Source organism: Buttiauxella brennerae ATCC 51605, assembly GCF_001654925.1.
GTDB lineage: Bacteria > Pseudomonadota > Gammaproteobacteria > Enterobacterales > Enterobacteriaceae > Buttiauxella > Buttiauxella brennerae.
This window is the reverse complement of sequence record NZ_LXER01000017.1, coordinates 194,698-211,732: the sequence shown is the minus strand read 5'-3', so window position 1 is coordinate 211,732 and position 17,035 is coordinate 194,698. Positions and strand designations below refer to the sequence as shown.

Annotated in this window: 16 protein-coding genes; 10 read left to right on the top strand and 6 right to left on the bottom strand. The window is 52.6% G+C overall.

Going from position 1 to position 17,035, the window contains the following annotated elements:
• The first annotated feature begins 151 nt into the window (after window positions 1-151).
• Window positions 152-1,099 carry a helix-turn-helix transcriptional regulator gene (locus tag M975_RS09095; protein WP_064558899.1) on the top strand — a complete coding sequence of 316 codons (948 nt, stop codon included), beginning with the start codon at window positions 152-154 and terminating at the stop codon, window positions 1,097-1,099.
• On the opposite strand, the gene M975_RS09090 is transcribed toward M975_RS09095, so the two are convergent.
• Window positions 1,089-1,565, bottom strand: a complete 477-nt coding sequence (locus M975_RS09090; protein ID WP_064558898.1) for a WbuC family cupin fold metalloprotein — start codon at window positions 1,563-1,565, stop codon at window positions 1,089-1,091. The genes M975_RS09095 and M975_RS09090 overlap by 11 nt on opposite strands.
• Window positions 1,566-1,646: 81 nt before the next feature.
• Entirely contained in the window at window positions 1,647-3,266 is a 1,620-nt protein-coding gene (locus M975_RS09085; RefSeq protein WP_064558897.1) for a phosphoethanolamine transferase, read from the bottom strand.
• Between the two features lie 410 nt (window positions 3,267-3,676).
• Between M975_RS09085 and arnB the strand changes: the two genes are divergently transcribed.
• From arnB to nlpA, 8 genes are all read left to right on the top strand, one after another.
• On the top strand, window positions 3,677-4,816 hold the full coding sequence (gene arnB, locus M975_RS09080) for a UDP-4-amino-4-deoxy-L-arabinose aminotransferase (RefSeq protein ID WP_064558896.1): 1,140 nt from the start codon (window positions 3,677-3,679) through the stop codon (window positions 4,814-4,816).
• A 1-nt stretch (window position 4,817) separates the two neighbouring features.
• Complete coding sequence (gene arnC, locus M975_RS09075; RefSeq protein ID WP_064558895.1) at window positions 4,818-5,801, top strand: undecaprenyl-phosphate 4-deoxy-4-formamido-L-arabinose transferase; 984 nt, start codon at window positions 4,818-4,820, stop codon at window positions 5,799-5,801.
• The gene (gene arnA, locus M975_RS09070; RefSeq protein WP_064558894.1) at window positions 5,798-7,780 is read left to right on the top strand and encodes a bifunctional UDP-4-amino-4-deoxy-L-arabinose formyltransferase/UDP-glucuronic acid oxidase ArnA; all 1,983 of its coding nucleotides are present in this window, start codon (window positions 5,798-5,800) and stop codon (window positions 7,778-7,780) included. Before arnC ends, arnA begins: the two co-directional genes overlap by 4 nt.
• Window positions 7,777-8,667, top strand: coding sequence for a 4-deoxy-4-formamido-L-arabinose-phosphoundecaprenol deformylase (gene arnD / locus M975_RS09065; RefSeq protein ID WP_064558893.1), 891 nt, complete (start codon window positions 7,777-7,779; stop codon window positions 8,665-8,667). Before arnA ends, arnD begins: the two co-directional genes overlap by 4 nt.
• An 11-nt stretch (window positions 8,668-8,678) precedes the next feature.
• A complete protein-coding gene (gene arnT, locus M975_RS09060) occupies window positions 8,679-10,340 on the top strand; it encodes a lipid IV(A) 4-amino-4-deoxy-L-arabinosyltransferase (RefSeq protein WP_064558892.1) in 1,662 nt (553 codons plus the stop codon).
• Window positions 10,337-10,660 carry a 4-amino-4-deoxy-L-arabinose-phosphoundecaprenol flippase subunit ArnE gene (gene arnE / locus M975_RS09055; RefSeq protein WP_064558891.1) on the top strand — a complete coding sequence of 108 codons (324 nt, stop codon included), beginning with the start codon at window positions 10,337-10,339 and terminating at the stop codon, window positions 10,658-10,660. The genes arnT and arnE overlap by 4 nt, the downstream gene beginning before the upstream one ends.
• Window positions 10,657-11,040: a 4-amino-4-deoxy-L-arabinose-phosphoundecaprenol flippase subunit ArnF gene (gene arnF, locus M975_RS09050; protein WP_064559188.1), complete on the top strand. Its 384-nt coding sequence runs from the start codon at window positions 10,657-10,659 to the stop codon at window positions 11,038-11,040. Before arnE ends, arnF begins: the two co-directional genes overlap by 4 nt.
• Window positions 11,041-11,208: 168 nt before the next feature.
• The gene (gene nlpA / locus M975_RS09045; protein ID WP_064558890.1) at window positions 11,209-12,024 is read left to right on the top strand and encodes a lipoprotein NlpA; all 816 of its coding nucleotides are present in this window, start codon (window positions 11,209-11,211) and stop codon (window positions 12,022-12,024) included.
• An 86-nt stretch (window positions 12,025-12,110) separates the two neighbouring features.
• On the opposite strand, the gene M975_RS09040 is transcribed toward nlpA, so the two are convergent.
• Window positions 12,111-12,359 (bottom strand): CsbD family protein, encoded by a 249-nt coding sequence (locus M975_RS09040; RefSeq protein WP_064558889.1) that lies wholly within the window; start codon window positions 12,357-12,359, stop codon window positions 12,111-12,113.
• Between the two features lie 126 nt (window positions 12,360-12,485).
• On the opposite strand from M975_RS09040, the gene M975_RS09035 reads away from it, so the two are divergent.
• Window positions 12,486-13,166, top strand: a complete 681-nt coding sequence (locus M975_RS09035; protein WP_064558888.1) for a hypothetical protein — start codon at window positions 12,486-12,488, stop codon at window positions 13,164-13,166.
• Here the strand turns inward: M975_RS09035 and paoC are convergent.
• Genes paoC through paoA form a run of 3 tightly spaced genes read right to left on the bottom strand, consistent with a single transcriptional unit; the run spans window position 13,163 to window position 16,960 of the window.
• A complete protein-coding gene (paoC, locus tag M975_RS09030) occupies window positions 13,163-15,385 on the bottom strand; it encodes an aldehyde oxidoreductase molybdenum-binding subunit PaoC (protein WP_064558887.1) in 2,223 nt (740 codons plus the stop codon). The two genes, M975_RS09035 and paoC, sit on opposite strands and share 4 nt — an antisense overlap.
• Window positions 15,386-15,389: 4 nt before the next feature.
• Entirely contained in the window at window positions 15,390-16,340 is a 951-nt protein-coding gene (locus M975_RS09025; RefSeq protein ID WP_064558886.1) for an FAD binding domain-containing protein, read from the bottom strand.
• Window positions 16,337-16,960 carry an aldehyde dehydrogenase iron-sulfur subunit PaoA gene (gene paoA / locus M975_RS09020; RefSeq protein WP_425339002.1) on the bottom strand — a complete coding sequence of 208 codons (624 nt, stop codon included), beginning with the start codon at window positions 16,958-16,960 and terminating at the stop codon, window positions 16,337-16,339. The genes M975_RS09025 and paoA overlap by 4 nt, the downstream gene beginning before the upstream one ends.
• Window positions 16,961-17,035: the final 75 nt, after the last annotated feature.

The window sequence follows — 17,035 nt, the reverse complement described above, 5'->3', positions numbered from 1 at the left end:
TACATTAACATTACAAAAACAATATTAACGTTCAACTTTGTGCAAGGTCCACATGCTTAGCAGAAGCGTATCTAATTCAATATATAGGACAAGTCTTAATAATTTACGTCAAAAAGGAATTGACACAAATAGCTTGTTAGGGGGCCTTGGTTTGTCAACGCATGAAATAGACAAACCTTATGGTCGTATTACTGAACACAACCATTATCAATTAATGGCAAAAATTAGTGGGCTTAACAAAACACTCTATGGAAGTACTATTCCGGAAAGTATTTACATTAATAGTGTTGAACATTCCCACGCTATTTTTCCCGAGCTAATTGGCCTGTGTCTGAATGAAAAAACACTGGAATCAGCATTATGGAGTTTTTCGGATAACCGCTTTCTGATTGGGAATTGTGACGATCTTTTTATAGACAAAGGGGAGCTGCATACCCGGATAAGATATAAAAACCGGGCACCGCACACCGTTAATAACCCTTCAGCTATCTTTAACCTGGTGTTACTGGGCAGCATATTGAAGAGTTATTCCCCCGCAATGAGTATGCAAATAGCGTTGACGGACTCAGCGGTTCCTCACCAGTCGCTGGTGAATGATCTGTTCAATAAAAACTGTTTGCTGCGCCAGGAGCATGACGCCATTATTCTGGAAAATCGCTATCTGGATTGCGACAACGCGTCGTTTAACCCGCTATTAAATCGCTTACAAAAGAGCCATGTCAGCGCGCTTAAAAAACAAATCTTCGCCGAACCACCGCTGACCACGGCAGTAAATACGCTGATTGAGCAGTGTTATTTGTCAGGGCAGGAAACATCGGTCAATTCGATACTGGAAAAGGTGTGCCAGGAGCTGCGAATCAGCCGCTGGACGCTGAACCGCCGCCTGCAACAGGAGTCTGTGACCTTCACGCAACTGCTTAACCAGCAACAGCTGATGTTGTCGATGCGCATGCTGCGTGAATCAACGCTCTCTATTCAGGAGATCAGCGACTGCCTGGGGTTTTCCTCGCATTCTGTTTATTCGCGTTTTTTTAAAAACCACGTCCAGCTCTCTCCGTTGCAGTATCGGGATAAAGGCCGGGGGCAGGTTATAAAGTAAAACCGCCGTCACCCACTTGCGCCAGCGCGTACCATTTCATCAGCTTAGCGGTTCCCGGCTCGCCTTCGGCGGGAGCCCATGGGGCGGCATCTTGCTCAGCAATGGGCTGGTAACTGCCGTGTTTGACTTCAAAAATCACGCCGCCGTTATCCAGCGATAACACCGCATGCCAGGTTCCTGCATCCATCTCCAGCACCTTGCAGTCTTCGCCTAATACTACGCGGTGGGTCACGTTGCCGTGTTCATCAAAATTGAGCACCAGAAAACGGCCGCTCAGAGATGTCAGCAGCTCAAAAGTGTGCGGATGGCGGTGAGGGCGAACGTAGGTACCGGGTTCCATCGCGATAGCCAGGCGCTGCACCGGGTCGCTCAATTCAGGGTGGAAATTACGATGAGCTCGTAAGCGAGGGGAATGGGCGGCCTGCTCGCTTTGTTGTTGTAGGTCACTGAAGGTAATTTGTTTCATATAAGCCTTTGTGATTTCGGGCAGCTTGCGGCAACCCGTAATCCGGTTGCCGCAAGGCTTTATGTGGTTCTCAACAGACGATTAGCCACGGCATTCGCGGAACAAATCGCTGTCCGGGTTATAGACGCTGGTGCTGATGTCCCAAAGTCCCAGCACTGACGAGAACAGGTTGTCGTGGGAATAGGGTTTTTTCGCCGCATTATCTTGCAGGCAAGAGATATTGATGTGCTTCTCAGCGATAAAGCCCGGTGACATCCAGACCTGCATCGGGATATGCGTTTGCTGATCCGGGGCCAGTTTGTATGGCGTACCGTGCAGATACAGGCCGCTTTCACCCAATGACTCACCGTGATCGGAAACATACAGCAGCACGGTGTTGTACTGGTCGCTGTATTTTTTCAGTTTTTCAATCATCTGCGCTAACACATAGTCGGTGTGGCGAAGGGTGTTGTCGTAAGTATTAACTAGCTGTTCCTGGGTACAGTTTTCGATATCGCTGCGCGCACATTCTGGCATGAAGTGGCGATGCTCAGCGGGGTAACGCTGGTAATAGGTCGGCCCGTGGCTGCCAATCATATGGAAGGCAACCAGCTTGTCGCCTGCCATTTTGGCGACTTCATCATCGAGGCTTTCCAGCATCACGTCGTCATAGCAGGTTTCACCGTCACACAGTTTCGGGTTATCGGTTGGCTTGATTTCGATAGTCGGGATGCGGCTACACACGCCTTTACACCCGCCATCGTTCTCTTTCCACAGCAGTGAAACGCCGGTTTTCTGCACGATATCGAGGAAATTATCGCTGTTATACGCTTTTTTCTCCTTGTACTCGGTGCGGTTCATATCCGAGAACATGCAGGGTACGGAAACAGCGGTGGCAGTGCCGCAGGAATGGAAATCTTTAAACGAGATCACGCCGCCCGATTTACTGGTAAAGGCGTTGGTGTCGCGAGAATAACCGTTCATTGAAAAATTCTGGCTGCGGGCCGTTTCGCCAATCACCAGGAACATCAGCGTGGGTTTTTCTTTATTGGCGACGCGTTTAGCGTCATCACCCAGCGACTGGAACGGTTCTTTGGTCGTAAAGTACGCGCTTTGAACGTAACGAGCGGTGCTGTAGACGTAGTTCGCCGGGATAATCTCTTTGTTCAGCGTCGAGTTATTGCGCCCGACAGAGGCGTAGTCCTGGTAATAGAGTGCGGCGATGCCGGCGATTAACACCAGCGAGGCCACCATCGACAGCAAACGGTAAGCAATGCCTTTGTACCATTTTGCCGGATATTCAATTTTTATCAAAAACAGCAAGATAGCCGGAAGCACGCCGGTTAATAAAATCCATAAAATGATTGAGCCATTCAGGTAGGAATGCGCTTCTTGCGGGTTCGTTTCAATGATGTTTTCGATCATCGACTGATCAAACATCACTTTGTATTTCAGCGTCGAGTAACTGACCATCGAGCCTGTGACGAGCAACAAGGCGAAGAAGGGCTTTAACAGATAACGAATCGAAAAGGGCATGAAGACGAAGTTGAGTGCCGCGACTAACACGAACGGAATTGAGATCACGAAACCCATTTTAACGCGTTCGAGATGAGTCAAAATATCGTAAAAATGCAGTAATACGGGCCAGTTAAGTAAGAAGGCAAAAACCACTGCCAAAAGTAAAATCAGTGGGACAACCTTCATCCTGAAAAGTACGGGCATTCACATCTCCAACTGGTTCATTTGTCATCTATTTGGTGCACGGTAAACAGAATGGTTTGCCATCGCTTGTCTGCCGTAAACCCCCTGCGGGGTTTGTGAGGATGTGATTATTAATGACCAACCTTAATTTAACCTTAATGTATTACGCGATCGGAAAAGTAAACGGTTGCTCAATCACTGCATATAAATGAAAGAATAACGGAACTTTTTTGTTTTGGCTTTATTTTTTCAAATTCTGCTGTTCTTAATATTGAGCTAAGGAATCTCTGTTAAGTTGGTTTTAATTTAATGACGGTTTAAATAACCGCGCTGTGAATGATTCATGTTGTGCTTTTATTTAATTTATCTGCGCCATGATAAATGCATCTGCACGAACGTCATGCGTATCTGGCTAATTATGGGATTATTCAATGAATGAATTTCTTCCTTTCTCGCGCCCTGCTATGGGGCCAGAAGAACTCGCTGCGGTGAGTGAGGTTTTGCAGTCTGGTTGGATAACAACGGGGCCAAAAAATCAGGCGCTTGAGCAGGCGTTTTGCGAGTTAACAGGCAACCAGCATGCGATTGCCGTCAGCTCTGCGACAGCGGGGATGCATGTCGCTTTGATGGCGTTAGGTATTCAGGCTGGTGATGAGGTGATTACCCCTTCGCTGACCTGGGTGTCTACCCTGAATATGATTGTGTTACTGGGTGCTGAACCGGTGATGATCGACGTTGACCGCGACACGCTGATGGTGACGCCGCAAGCGATTGAAGCCGCTATCACGCCACGGACTAAGGCGATAATCCCGGTTCATTACGCGGGTGCGCCTGTCGATATTGATGCCATCCGTGCGGTTGCCGAGCGCCATGGTATTCCGGTGATTGAAGATGCCGCCCACGCTGCCGGAACCTATTACAAAGGCAAGCATGTTGGTCATCGCGGCACGGCAATCTTTTCATTCCATGCGATTAAAAACATGACCTGCGCCGAAGGCGGGTTAATCGTCACCGATGATGAGCAACTGGCTAACCGGATGCGGAGCCTGAAGTTTCACGGGCTGGGAGTGGATGCCTTTGACCGGCACACACTCGGGCGTGCACCGCAGGCGGAAGTCATTTCCCCAGGGTATAAATACAATCTCGCCGATATTAATGCCGCCATTGCTTTGGTCCAGTTAACGAAACTGGAACAAAATAATGCGCGTCGTGCAGAAATTGCCGAGCGTTACCTTGCAGAGTTGGTAAATACCCCTTATTTACCGTTGATCCACCCGACCTGGGCGCATCAACACGCCTGGCATTTATTTATTATTCGGGTTGATGAGTCTTCATGTGGTATTTCCCGCAATGACCTTATGGATGCTTTGAAAGTAAAAGGAATTGGCACCGGTTTGCATTTCAGAGCCGCCCATACCCAGAAATATTACCGTGAGCGCTATCCGGCACTCGCTTTACCCGATACCGAATGGAACAGCGATCGCATTTGTTCTATTCCGCTATTCCCGACGATGACTGACGACGATGTCACCCGCGTCATCACCGCATTGCGTGAAGTTGCAGGAAAATAACATGACCCGAATAGAAGCCATCCACAAAGTGTCCGTGGTGATCCCGGTTTACAACGAGCAGGAAAGTTTGCCTGAGCTTATCCGGCGCACGACTGCCGCTTGCGAAACGCTCGGCAAAGATTACGAAATTCTGCTGGTCGATGATGGCAGTAGCGACGAATCCGCCAGCATGTTAAGCGATGCCGCGGAAGAACCCGGTAGCCACATTGTTGCGGTGTTACTCAACCGAAATTATGGGCAGCACAACGCGATTATGGCCGGTTTTAGCCATGTGACCGGGGATTTAATCGTCACGCTGGATGCCGATTTACAAAACCCGCCAGAAGAGATCCCACGCCTGGTCGCCAAAGCTGATGAAGGTTATGACGTGGTCGGTACGGTGCGCCAGAACCGCCAGGATACCTGGTTTCGCAAGCGTGCTTCGCGCCTGATTAACCGCTTAATCCAGAGCACCACCGGGAAAGCGATGGGCGATTACGGCTGCATGTTGCGTGCCTATCGCCGCCATATTATCGACGCGATGCTGCATTGCCACGAGCGCAGCACCTTTATACCGATTCTTGCCAATACCTTTGCGCGTAAAGCTGTCGAAATCCCTGTGCATCACGCCGAGCGTGAGTTTGGTGAGTCGAAATACAGCTTTATGCGCCTGATTAACCTGATGTATGACCTGGTGACCTGCCTGACCACTACGCCGCTGCGTATGCTCAGCGTGTTCGGCAGCATCATCGCAGTGCTGGGCTTTACGCTTTCAGTTCTGCTGGTTGTTTTACGTATTGCCTTCGGGCCGCAATGGGCGGCGGAAGGGGTGTTCATGCTGTTTGCAGTGCTGTTTATGTTTATCGGCGCGCAGTTTGTCGGCATGGGACTGTTGGGTGAATACATCGGCCGAATCTACACCGATGTCCGCGCCCGCCCTCGTTATTTTATTCAGCGCGTAGTTAGCCGCGACTCAGTTTCAACTTCAGAGGAAAATCATCAATGAAAGCTGTCGTATTTGCTTATCACGACATTGGGTGTGCGGGCGTTAACGCACTGGTAGCCGCCGGTTATGACATCACGGCAATTTATACCCATCCTGATGCACCTTCTGAAAACCATTTCTTCGGGTCAGTGGCACGAACTGCTGCGGAGCATGGTATTCCGGTTTATGCGCCGGACGATGTGAACCACCCGCTGTGGGTTGACCGCATTAAATCCGCTCAGCCGGATGTGATTTTCTCGTTCTATTATCGCAATTTGCTGTGCGATGAGATTCTGAATAGTGCAACGGTGGGTGCATTCAACCTGCATGGTTCGCTGTTGCCGCACTACCGTGGCCGCGCACCGCTGAACTGGGTGCTGGTGAAAGGCGAAACTGAAACGGGCGTTACGCTACACCGCATGGTGAGCCGTGCCGATGCCGGCGCTATTGTGGCGCAGCATCGAGTGGCGATCGCCCCGACGGACACGGCTTTAACGCTGCATCATAAATTGACGGAAGCGGCATCTGAGCTGCTGGAAGATATTCTGCCGGTGATCAAAACCGGGCATTTCCCGCAGGTTGAGCAAGACCACAGCCAGGCCAGCATTTTTTGCCGTCGTACTGCGCAAGATGGCTGCATTAACTGGCAATCTACGGCTCATGAAATTAACAACCTGGTGCGTGCGGTGACTGATCCGTGGCCGGGTGCATTTGGTTATGTGGGCGGCAGTAAATTTATTGTCTGGAAAGCCCGTGTGCTGGAAGGTTTGCAGGCCGCTAAAGCGGGAACCGTGTTATCTGTCAGCCCGCTGGTCATTGCGACCGGCGGCGGTGCACTGGAAATCCTGACCGGGCAAACCGAAAGCGGCGTCTACATGCAAGGCTCGCAACTGGCACAAAACCTGGGCTTGGTTGCCGGTGCGATTATCAGCAGCCAGCCGGTTTCTGCCATTAAGCGCCGCACTCGCGTGTTGATTCTCGGCGTGAACGGTTTTATCGGTAACCATCTGACCGAACGTTTACTGCAAGACGACAACTTTGAAGTGTACGGGCTGGATATCGGTTCCGATGCGATTAGCCGTTTCATCGGCAACTCGCGCTTCCACTTTGTGGAAGGGGATATCAGCATTCACTCCGAGTGGATTGAATACCACATCAAAAAATGTGACGTGGTTCTGCCGCTGGTGGCAATTGCCACGCCAATCGAATACACCCGCAACCCACTGCGCGTGTTTGAGCTGGATTTCGAAGAAAACCTGAAGATTATTCGTGACTGCGTGAAATACCAAAAACGCATTATCTTCCCGTCAACTTCCGAAGTGTATGGTATGTGTACCGATAAAGTGTTCGATGAAGATAACTCGAACCTGATTGTTGGGCCTATCAACAAACAGCGCTGGATTTACTCGGTTTCCAAGCAGTTGCTCGACCGCGTTATCTGGGCTTATGGCGAAAAGGAAGGGCTGCGCTTTACGCTGTTCCGTCCGTTTAACTGGATGGGGCCACGTCTGGATAACCTCAATGCGGCGCGTATCGGTTCTTCACGTGCAATCACCCAGCTGATTCTCAACCTGGTGGAAGGCTCACCGATTAAGCTGATTGACGGCGGGCGTCAAAAACGTTGCTTTACGGATATCAGCGATGGCATCGAAGCGCTGTTCCGCATCATTGAGAACAAAAACAGCAACTGTGACGGGCAGATCATTAACATTGGTAACCCGGATAACGAAGCGAGCATCAAGGAGCTTGCTGAAATGCTGCTGGCGAGCTTTGAAAAACACCCGCTGCGTAACCATTTCCCTCCGTTTGCCGGTTTCCGCGAAGTGGAAAGCAGCACCTATTACGGCAAGGGTTATCAGGACGTGGAACACCGTAAGCCGAGCATCCGTAACGCTCACCGCTTACTGAGCTGGACGCCAACGGTTGAGATGGAAAAAACCATCGACGAAACCCTGGATTTCTTCCTTAAAACTGTTGAACTGACGGAACCTCAGGCATGAGAAAAGTTGGCCTGCGCATTGATGTAGATACATGGCGGGGCACCCAGCAAGGGGTTCCGCATCTTCTTGAGATCTTAAGTTTGCACGGTATTCAGGCCACTTTTTTTGTCAGCGTCGGCCCGGATAACATGGGCCGCCATTTATGGCGGCTGGTGAAACCGCAATTCTTGTGGAAGATGCTGCGTTCAAAAGCCGCATCGCTCTACGGCTGGGATATTTTGCTGGCGGGTACGGCATGGCCGGGCCGCCAGATTGGTGCCGGTAATGCTGAAATTATCGCAGCTGTTGCGGATCACCATGAAGTCGGCCTGCACGCATGGGACCACTTTGCCTGGCAAACCTGGGCGGGTGTCTGGGACAGCAATCATCTTGATAAGCAAATTCGTCTTGGGCTTGATACGTTGACCCGCATTATTGAACAGCCGGTGACATGCTCAGCTGTCGCCGGGTGGCGTGCTGACCAGCGTGTTGTGAAAGCGAAAGAGGCTTTCGGTTTCAGCTACAACAGTGATTGCCGGGGAACCACGCCGTTTCGCCCACTTCTGGCTGACGGGAGCACCGGAACCGTGCAAATTCCGGTCACGCTGCCCACCTGGGATGAAGTGATTGGCGATGGCGTCAGCCGTGAAAACTACAACCGTTTTATCCTTGACCGCATCAAGCAAGACACCGGCACCCCGGTGTACACCATCCACGCCGAAGTGGAAGGGATGGTAATGCGCAAAGATTTTAGCGAATTGCTGACCATGGCGGCACAAGAAGGGATTCAGTTTTGCCCCTTGAGCGAGCTGTTGCCGGAGGATTTATCCACATTGCCGTTGGGCAAAGTGGTGCGCGGTGTTATTGCTGGCCGCGAAGGCTGGCTAGGTAGCGAACAACTTATTTGAGTGTTGAACGAATGAAATCGTCAAAGTATTCGCTGGTTCTGTTATTAGGTTTTGCTGTGCTGTACCTGCTTCCCCTTGAGTTTCGGGCGCTTTGGCAGCCGGATGAAACCCGCTATGCGGAAATCAGCCGTGAGATGCTGTCAGCCGGAAACTGGATAGTTCCGCACTTTCTGGATGTGCGTTACTTTGAAAAACCGGTGGCGGGCTACTGGATTAACAACCTTAGCCAGTTGATTTTCGGCCATAACAATTTCGCGGTCAGGTTTGGTTCGGTATTTTCGATTATCTTAAGCGCGCTGATGGTGGTGTGGCTGGCTTTCCGCCTGTGGCGTGATAAGAACGTCGCGGTCCTGTCCGGGGTGATTTTCCTGACCTGCCTGTTGGTGTATGGCGTGGGAACCTATGCCGTTCTTGACCCGATGATTACCCTCTGGCTGGTCGCGGCAATGTGCAGTTTCTGGTTGGCCGCCAATGCGAAAACCCGCGCTGGAAAAGCAGGTGGCTACATTCTGCTGGGCCTGGCCTGCGGCATGGGTGTGATGACCAAAGGTTTTCTCGCGTTAGCCGTTCCGGTGCTGGGCGTGTTGCCGTGGGTAATCGCGCAAAAACGCTGGAAAGAAGTGTTGCTGTTTGGGCTGCTGGCGGTGATCAGTGCCACGCTGATTACGTTGCCGTGGGCGCTGGCGATTGCGAAAGCGGAACCGACGTTCTGGCACTATTTCTTCTGGGTTGAGCATATTCAGCGTTTTGCTGAGAAAGACGCCCAGCATAAAGCGCCATTCTGGTATTACATTCCGTTCCTGATTGCGGGCTGTCTGCCGTGGGTTGCGTTACTCCCCGGTGCGCTTAAACGTAGCTGGAAAGAGCGTCATCTCGAAAGCGGAACACTTTACCTGTTGGGTTGGGTGGTGATGCCGCTACTGTTCTTTAGCATCGCCAAAGGTAAGCTCCCGACCTATATTCTGCCGTGCTTCGCGCCGCTGGCTATTTTGCTGGCCCGCCACGGGACACAGTTGGTTGCGTCATCACGCACCCTAAAAGTGAATGGCTGGATCAACACCGCATTTGGCACAGTTTGCACCCTGGTTGTGCTGCTGGTACTGGCCCCGTGGGGGCTGGCGAAACACCCGGTTTATGCCAGCAATGAAGTGCTGAAAGTGGTTCAGGTGAGCATTGCCTTCCTGGTGTGGGCGTTGGCGGGGTACTTAACCACGCGCAATCATGCCCGTCTCTGGCAGTGGGCCTCGTTGTGTCCATTGGGCATTGCGCTGTTAGTCGGTGGTGTTATCCCCGACAAAGTTGTCGACTCAAAACACCCGCAGGCGTTCGTTGATGTAGTGCGCCCGCAACTTGAGAGCAGCCGCTACATTCTGGCCGACAGCGTCGGAGTAGGTGCGGGTATCGCCTGGGAATTAAAGCGTAGCGATATTACGCTTTATGCCAAACCCGGCGAGCTTAACTACGGCCTGACAAACTTTGCTGACGCGAAAGATAACCTGGTTTCTCGCGAAGATTTCGCCAGCTGGCTGGCGCTACATCGTAAAGAAGGCAACGTTTCGCTGGTGGTGTTGCTGTCGAAAGATAAAGTGCCGGAAGACAAAGATGTGCCAGCCCCTGACCATCTTTATCGCAAAGGGCGTTTTGTCCTCTTCTTCTATGAAAAAACGCCATGAGTTATTTGTTCATTGTGCTGGCGAGTCTGTTGAGTTGTGGTGGTCAGCTGTGCCAAAAGCAGGCCTCCGACCAACGCGGGCGTCGGCATTTGTTTAGCTGGCTGGCGCTGAGCCTGCTCCTGCTGGGTTGTGCAATGTTGCTGTGGCTGTTGGTGCTTCAGCGTGTGCCGGTCAGCGTTGCGTACCCGATGCTCAGCCTGAACTTTATCTTTATTACGCTCGCTGCGCGTTTTATCTGGCATGAGCCTGTTTCGCTGCGCCATTGGTTGGGCGTGTTGCTTATCATCGTCGGTATTACCATCCTGGGAGGCGCTGCCTGATGGGCTACTTCTGGGCATTAATGAGCGTGCTGTTAGTCAGTTGCGCTCAGCTGATGATGAAATGGGCGATGGTGACACTCCCACCGGTTGGTCAGCGCGACGCATTTATTTCTGCGTTTGTGAGCGTCAGTCCCGGTGCCGTGGTGCTGGTTATTGGCTTGTTCGCTTACGTCTTTTCGATGGGCTGCTGGTTCATGGCGTTGCGGCGCATTGCGCTGAGTAAAGCGTATCCACTACTGAGCTTAAGCTATGTGCTGGTGTGGGGGGCGGCTATCTGGCTGCCCTGGCTGCATGAGCATTTCAGCGCCGGAAAACTTGTCGGGGTCAGCGTGATTTTCATGGGTTTGTTGCTGGTTTGCCTGCCTGACAGAAAATCATAATGCGTCTTTACCCGGCCGATTTCAGGCTGCTGATACGTCAACTGCGTGAATGATCCGGGTATATGCTTTTTTCTTCTTGTTGATACCTTTTCGTTTTTTAAGGCCCGTGAGTCCTGCTGCTATAGTCATCTTAATATCATTTGGCTGTTATTTTTTAAGGAAAAAAGCGTGCGATTGACGATACCTCATTTACGGATTGGGGCAGTGGTGCTGGCGGGTTTGTTGCTGGCAGGCTGTGACCAAAAAAGCAGTGATGCAAAACATATCAAAGTCGGCGTAATTAACGGCGCAGAACAGGATGTGGCAGAAGTCGCGAAAAAGGTCGCGAAAGAGAAATACGGCCTGGATGTGGAGCTGGTGGGTTTTAGCGGCTCCTTATTGCCCAATGATGCGACTAACCATGGCGAACTGGATGCTAACGTTTTCCAGCATCGCCCGTTCCTTGAGCAAGACAACAAAGCGCACGGCTATAAACTCGTGGCAGTGGGCAACACGTTTGTGTTCCCAATGGCGGGCTACTCGAAAAAAATTAAGACCGTTGACCAACTCAAAGATGGCGCCACAGTCGCCATTCCAAACGACCCGACTAACCTTGGGCGCGCACTTTTACTGCTGCAAAAAGAGCAGCTGATTACCCTGAAAGAGGGGAAAGGGCTGCTGCCAACCTCGCTGGATATTGCTGAAAACCCGCACCATCTGAACATTATGGAGCTGGAAGGGGCGCAACTACCGCGCGTGCTGGATGACGCCAAAGTGGATGTGGCAATTATCAGCACCACCTATATTCAGCAAACTGGTTTATCACCCGTTCATGACAGCGTATTTATCGAAGATAAAAACTCGCCGTATGTGAACATTCTGGTGGCGCGTGAAGACAATAAAGATGCACAAAATGTGAAAGAGTTCCTGCAATCGTATCAGTCACCGGAAGTGGCAAAAGCCGCAGAAACCATCTTTAACGGTGGCGCTGTACCTGGCTGGTAATCGGGTCCTCTAAAAATAATGATGGCAGCCGCCTGGCTGCCATAAACCCATCACTGGGCGTTCATTCATTAATGCATGAATGTGCTTTATTTACGACCCAGCAAGAAACCAAACACCACACCCACTGCGGCAGCAACTGCCAGACCGGCAATCGGGTTGCTGGAAACCTGATCACGGACATTATCGGTCGCATCTCTGACCGCGTAACTCGCCTGCGATGCATACTTCTTCGCCACACCTTTTAATTCTTCATCGGGCCTGTTGGAGTGTCTGCCATACAATTCTCTGGCTGTACCTGCTGCTTCATTAAGTTTGTCGGTTGTTTTATCAAACATACTTCACTCCTTAAGTGCCGTTGAGTCATTAAGTATAGTTGAGCTAAACCGTTGGAATGCGCCAAACCGAGAATTCGGATAATGTGAAGGTATCCAGAAGTATCACGGCCAGGACGGAGGTGACCATTGCTTAATGCTGAACAACTACAACAGCTATACAGCCGCGCAAACGAGAAAACACTCGCGACCTGGTCTGTGAACCCGGGGTGCGGGCGGGTACGGGAAGCGGCTTATTACGACCCGTATAAACTCGCGATCACGTCGGGCATTCAGCCTGCGTTATCGGATCCGCTGCATGGGCTGTTGCATGAACTGCACCAGTTGGCTGTAACCGACACAAAGGCTGATGTCATGCCCTTTACCGGGCTGCATTTTACTTTTTTAGCCATCACGATGCCGCTCTACCACAGTGAGGACATTGCCACTGTTGACCCGGAGCTTTTCGCCATCTTCGCGCAACAGGCAAAGGATTTGCCCGTCACCATCAGCAATTTGCGGCTGGTGGCACTGCCAAATCAACTGCTGATAGCCGGCACACCCGATGAAGCCGGGCAGGCGGCAAAAGAAGCATTTGCAGGCGCACTGGTGAAAACCCCCTGGCGCGAAAAGCTGCGTGAACGACACGGTGATATTCCCTTACCCCCTCCGTTCTGGCACAGCACACTGCTGCGCTACCAGGCCGAATTTCTCCCCACGCGCTTCCGGGATTATTTTAAAACCCGCCAGACGCACCATTTTGGTGATGTTTCAGCACCTGTTCAGCTGGCCTTCACAAATTATAACTGGACCAAAGTCTACGGCTGTTAAGGTGCTTTTTTGCCGACAACATAATTCAGTTCCGGCAACCCCTTAAGCAACTTATCAAGTTTCACCGGGTAATCGCGGACCCGCACGCCCGTGGCGTTATAAACAGCATTGGCAATGGCCGCACTCACCCCGCACAAACCCAATTCACCCACACCTTTGGCTTTCATCGGTGAGGAAATTGGGTCGGTGTCGTCAAGGAAAATGACTTCTTGTTCGGGGATATCGGCATGTACCGGCACTTCGTAACCCGCCAGATCGTGGTTCACAAAATAGCCCAACCGCGTGTCGACGGTTAACTCCTCCATCAACGCCGCGCCAACGCCCATGGTCATTGCGCCGATAACCTGGCTTCTGGCCGTTTTAGGGTTCAGTATTCTGCCCGCTGCGCACACGGCCAGCATGCGCTGCACATGTGTCTCGCCGGTTGCCATGTCGACCGCCACTTCCACGAAATGCGCGGCAAAAGTAGATTGCTGGAATTTCTTCTCAAGGTCGCCAAATTCGATGGCGTCTTCAACCGTCAATCTCCCGCCAGCGGCGGCCTCTTTGATCAGGGCGCTGTGTTCACCTGCGTGAATTTTCCCGTCGGAAAATAGCGCCGTACCCGCATCAAAACCGAGCTTTTGCGCCACGGCTTCACGTAATTTCACGCAGGCGGCATACACGCCAGCCGTTGAACTGTTGGCTCCCCATTGCCCGCCAGAACCGGCGGAAACAGGGAAGTCGGAATCGCCGAGGCGCACGACTACCTGCTCCAGTGGAACGCCCATCATTTCGGCGACGGTCTGGGCAATAATGGTGTAACTGCCAGTGCCGATATCCGTCATGTCGGTTTCAACGGTCACGATACCTTCGGCATCAAGATGAACTCGCGCGGCGGACTTCATCACCAGGTTATTGCGAAAACCTGCACCGACGCCCATTCCAATTAACCAGCGACCATCACGCACTTGCGCTGGCTTAGCGTTGCGGTGACTCCAGCCAAAACGTTCTACACCGGTCCGCAGGCATTCGATGAGCTGGCGACGGGAAAAATGGCGCTCGGGGTTGGCAGGATCAACCTGGGTATCGTTCAGGATTCGAAACTCTACCGGGTCCAGGCCGACTTTTTCTGCGATTTCATCAATGGCAATTTCCAGTGCCATCAGCCCAGGCGCTTCACCCGGTGCGCGCATGGCGTTACCTTCCGGCAGGTCCAGTTTTGCCAGCCGCAGCCCGGTCTGGCGGTTGCTCCCGGCATAAAGCAGTTCAGTTTGTTGAACCGCGGTTTCTGGCGGCCCGTTAGCCAGGTTGCCTGACCAGCTTTCATGGGATATGGCGCTGATTCGCCCGGTTTTATCCGTGCCAATGCGGATGTGCTGGATTGTCGCCGGGCGGTGCGTGGTGTTGTTGGCAATCAACGGTCTTTGCAGGGTGATTTTTACCGGGCGTTTCGCTTCCCGTGCGCCGAGAGCGGCCAGCAAGGTGTCACTGCGCAAAAACAATTTGCCACCAAAACCGCCTCCGATATAAGGCGAAAATACGCGGATGTTTTCAGGAGCCAGCTTAAGCGTTTTGGCAAGGTCACCCCGGCACCAGTCAATCATCTGGTTAGAGGTCCAGACGGTGAGCTTGTCTCCCTCCCATGCAGCCATGGTGGCGTGCGGCTCCATGGCCATATGGCTTTGATCCGGCGTGGTGTAAGTGGCATCAAGCTGCACATCAGAGGCAGAAAAAGCGCTGGCAAAATCACCGAGCGATTTGTCTGGCTCACTTTTTGGTGCAGTGGTGACGGACGGCTTTTGTGCGGCGAGATCATAGTTTCCACTTTCGCGGCGATAATCTACCTGAATCAGTTCTGCGGCAGCCCGCGCTTGTTCGAATGTTTCTGCAACCACCACGGCAATGGCCTGGTGGTAATGCGCAATGTCAGGGCCGCCCAGCAACAACGCCGGGTTCTTATCGCCTTTACCGAGCGGGCCTGCGTTATCAGCGGTGACAATGGCGAGCACACCGGGCGCGTTGCGGGCGGCTTTAAGGTCAAGCGAGTTAATTTTCCCTTTGGCGATGGCGGCGGCCACTACATAGCCATACGCGACATCGGGCACCTCGTTATGCCACTCGTAGGCATAATGCGCGGTTCCTGTGGTTTTCATCGGGCCATCAATACGATCGTGCGGCTGGCCGACGACCTTCATCCGGTCGATGGGGTTAGCTTTGGCAGGGTGGTCAAATTTCATCAGTTTATCCCCTCGCTTCGGTCAGCACAGAGGCGAGCGTGCGCTTCGCCAGTATCAGTTTGAACTCGTTTTCAGGCGTTGGCTGGGCATCGGCAAACAGCTGTTGGTAAAGGCTCTGGCTGCCGTCAGTTAATTGCGCGTCAGCGGCGTCAATTCGCCACGGCTTATGCGCCACGCCGCCCAGTGCCACACGGCCTGTACCGTTGCTTTGCACGATGGCCGCCACCGAAACCAGCGCAAAGGCATAGGAAGCGCGGTCGCGGACTTTACGATAGATATGGGTGCCACCCAAAGGCGCAGGCAGCGTCACTGCGGTAATCAGCTCGCCGGTTTTCAGAACCGTTTCCAGATGAGGCGTGTTACCCGGTGCGCGATAGAAATCTGCCAGCGGAATTTTGCGTTCCTCACCGCCGGGGCTGACGGTTTCGACGACGGCGTCAAGCAGGCGCATCGCAACGGCCATGTCGCTCGGGTGGGTCGCAATGCAGGCTTTGCTCGCGCCGACGACCGCATGCTGGCGGCTAAAACCCTCAAGGGCCGCGCAACCACTGCCGGGCAGTCGTTTGTTGCAGGGCTGGTTTGTGTCGTAAAAGTAGGGGCAGCGTGTGCGCTGGAGCAGATTCCCGGCGGTGGTCGCCTGGTTGCGTAGCTGGCCTGACGCCCCGGCAACCAGGGCCCGGGAAAGCACGCCATAATCACGGCGAACGGTGGCATCTGCCGCGAGGTCGGTGTTGCGCACAAGTGCGCCAATTCGCAGGCCACCGTCATTTGTGGGCTCAATTTTGTCCAGCGCCAGCCCGTTGACGTCAATCAGGTGAGGAGGGGTTTCTATCTCAAGTTTCATTAAATCGAGAAGGTTGGTGCCACCGGCAATAAATTTCGCACCGGGTTTATTCCGGGCACTGGCTGCCGCTTCAGCAGGTGTTTTCACGCGCTCATAAGTAAAAGCCTTCATGATTTCTGCCCTCCGGCGACGTCTTCAATGGCCGCAAGAATGTTGGAATATGCCCCGCAGCGGCAGATGTTGCCGCTCATTCGCTCGCGGATCTCATCTTGTGTAGCCTGGACTGGAGAAACCAAATCCAGGGTGACATGGCTTGGGATCCCCATCTCAATTTCTTTGAGTACCGCTACGGATGAGCAGATTTGCCCCGGCGTACAGTAACCGCACTGGTAACCGTCATGTTTGACGAACGCCGCCTGCATCGGGTGTAAATTTTGCGGTGTGCCAAGGCCTTCAATGGTGGTGATTTCAGCATCCTGTTGCATCACTGCAAGGGTGAGGCAGGCGTTGATGCGGCGGCCGTTCACTATCACGGTACACGCGCCGCACTGGCCGTGATCGCAGCCTTTCTTGGTGCCGGTGAGGTGCAGATGTTCACGCAGTGCATCAAGTAATGTGGTGCGTGTATCGACTTCCAGCTGTTGGTTTTTACCGTTCACTTTCAATGAAACTTGCATCATTTCAGGTGGTGGTGTGACCGCCGACTCGCTTGCGGCAAAGACGTGCGGGGGAGTGATAGCCGCAGTGGCCGCGGACGCCGCGCCCACTTTCAGAAGGGTTCGTCTTGTCAGGCTAAAGCCATAAAACTCAATATTGTTGGCCCAGGGATGACTGCCTGCTTCACGCTGGTGTCCTTTTCCAGCTTC

Coding starts and splice junctions, on each gene's coding strand:
- M975_RS09090 (WP_064558898.1), bottom strand. CDS start 1,565: ATGAAACAAATTACCTTCAGTGACCTACAACAACAAAGCGAGCAGGCC.
- M975_RS09085 (WP_064558897.1), bottom strand. CDS start 3,266: ATGCCCGTACTTTTCAGGATGAAGGTTGTCCCACTGATTTTACTTTTG.
- arnB (WP_064558896.1), top strand. CDS start 3,677: ATGAATGAATTTCTTCCTTTCTCGCGCCCTGCTATGGGGCCAGAAGAA.
- arnC (WP_064558895.1), top strand. CDS start 4,818: ATGACCCGAATAGAAGCCATCCACAAAGTGTCCGTGGTGATCCCGGTT.
- arnA (WP_064558894.1), top strand. CDS start 5,798: ATGAAAGCTGTCGTATTTGCTTATCACGACATTGGGTGTGCGGGCGTT.
- arnD (WP_064558893.1), top strand. CDS start 7,777: ATGAGAAAAGTTGGCCTGCGCATTGATGTAGATACATGGCGGGGCACC.
- arnT (WP_064558892.1), top strand. CDS start 8,679: ATGAAATCGTCAAAGTATTCGCTGGTTCTGTTATTAGGTTTTGCTGTG.
- arnE (WP_064558891.1), top strand. CDS start 10,337: ATGAGTTATTTGTTCATTGTGCTGGCGAGTCTGTTGAGTTGTGGTGGT.
- M975_RS09040 (WP_064558889.1), bottom strand. CDS start 12,359: ATGTTTGATAAAACAACCGACAAACTTAATGAAGCAGCAGGTACAGCC.
- paoC (WP_064558887.1), bottom strand. CDS start 15,385: ATGAAATTTGACCACCCTGCCAAAGCTAACCCCATCGACCGGATGAAG.
- M975_RS09025 (WP_064558886.1), bottom strand. CDS start 16,340: ATGAAGGCTTTTACTTATGAGCGCGTGAAAACACCTGCTGAAGCGGCA.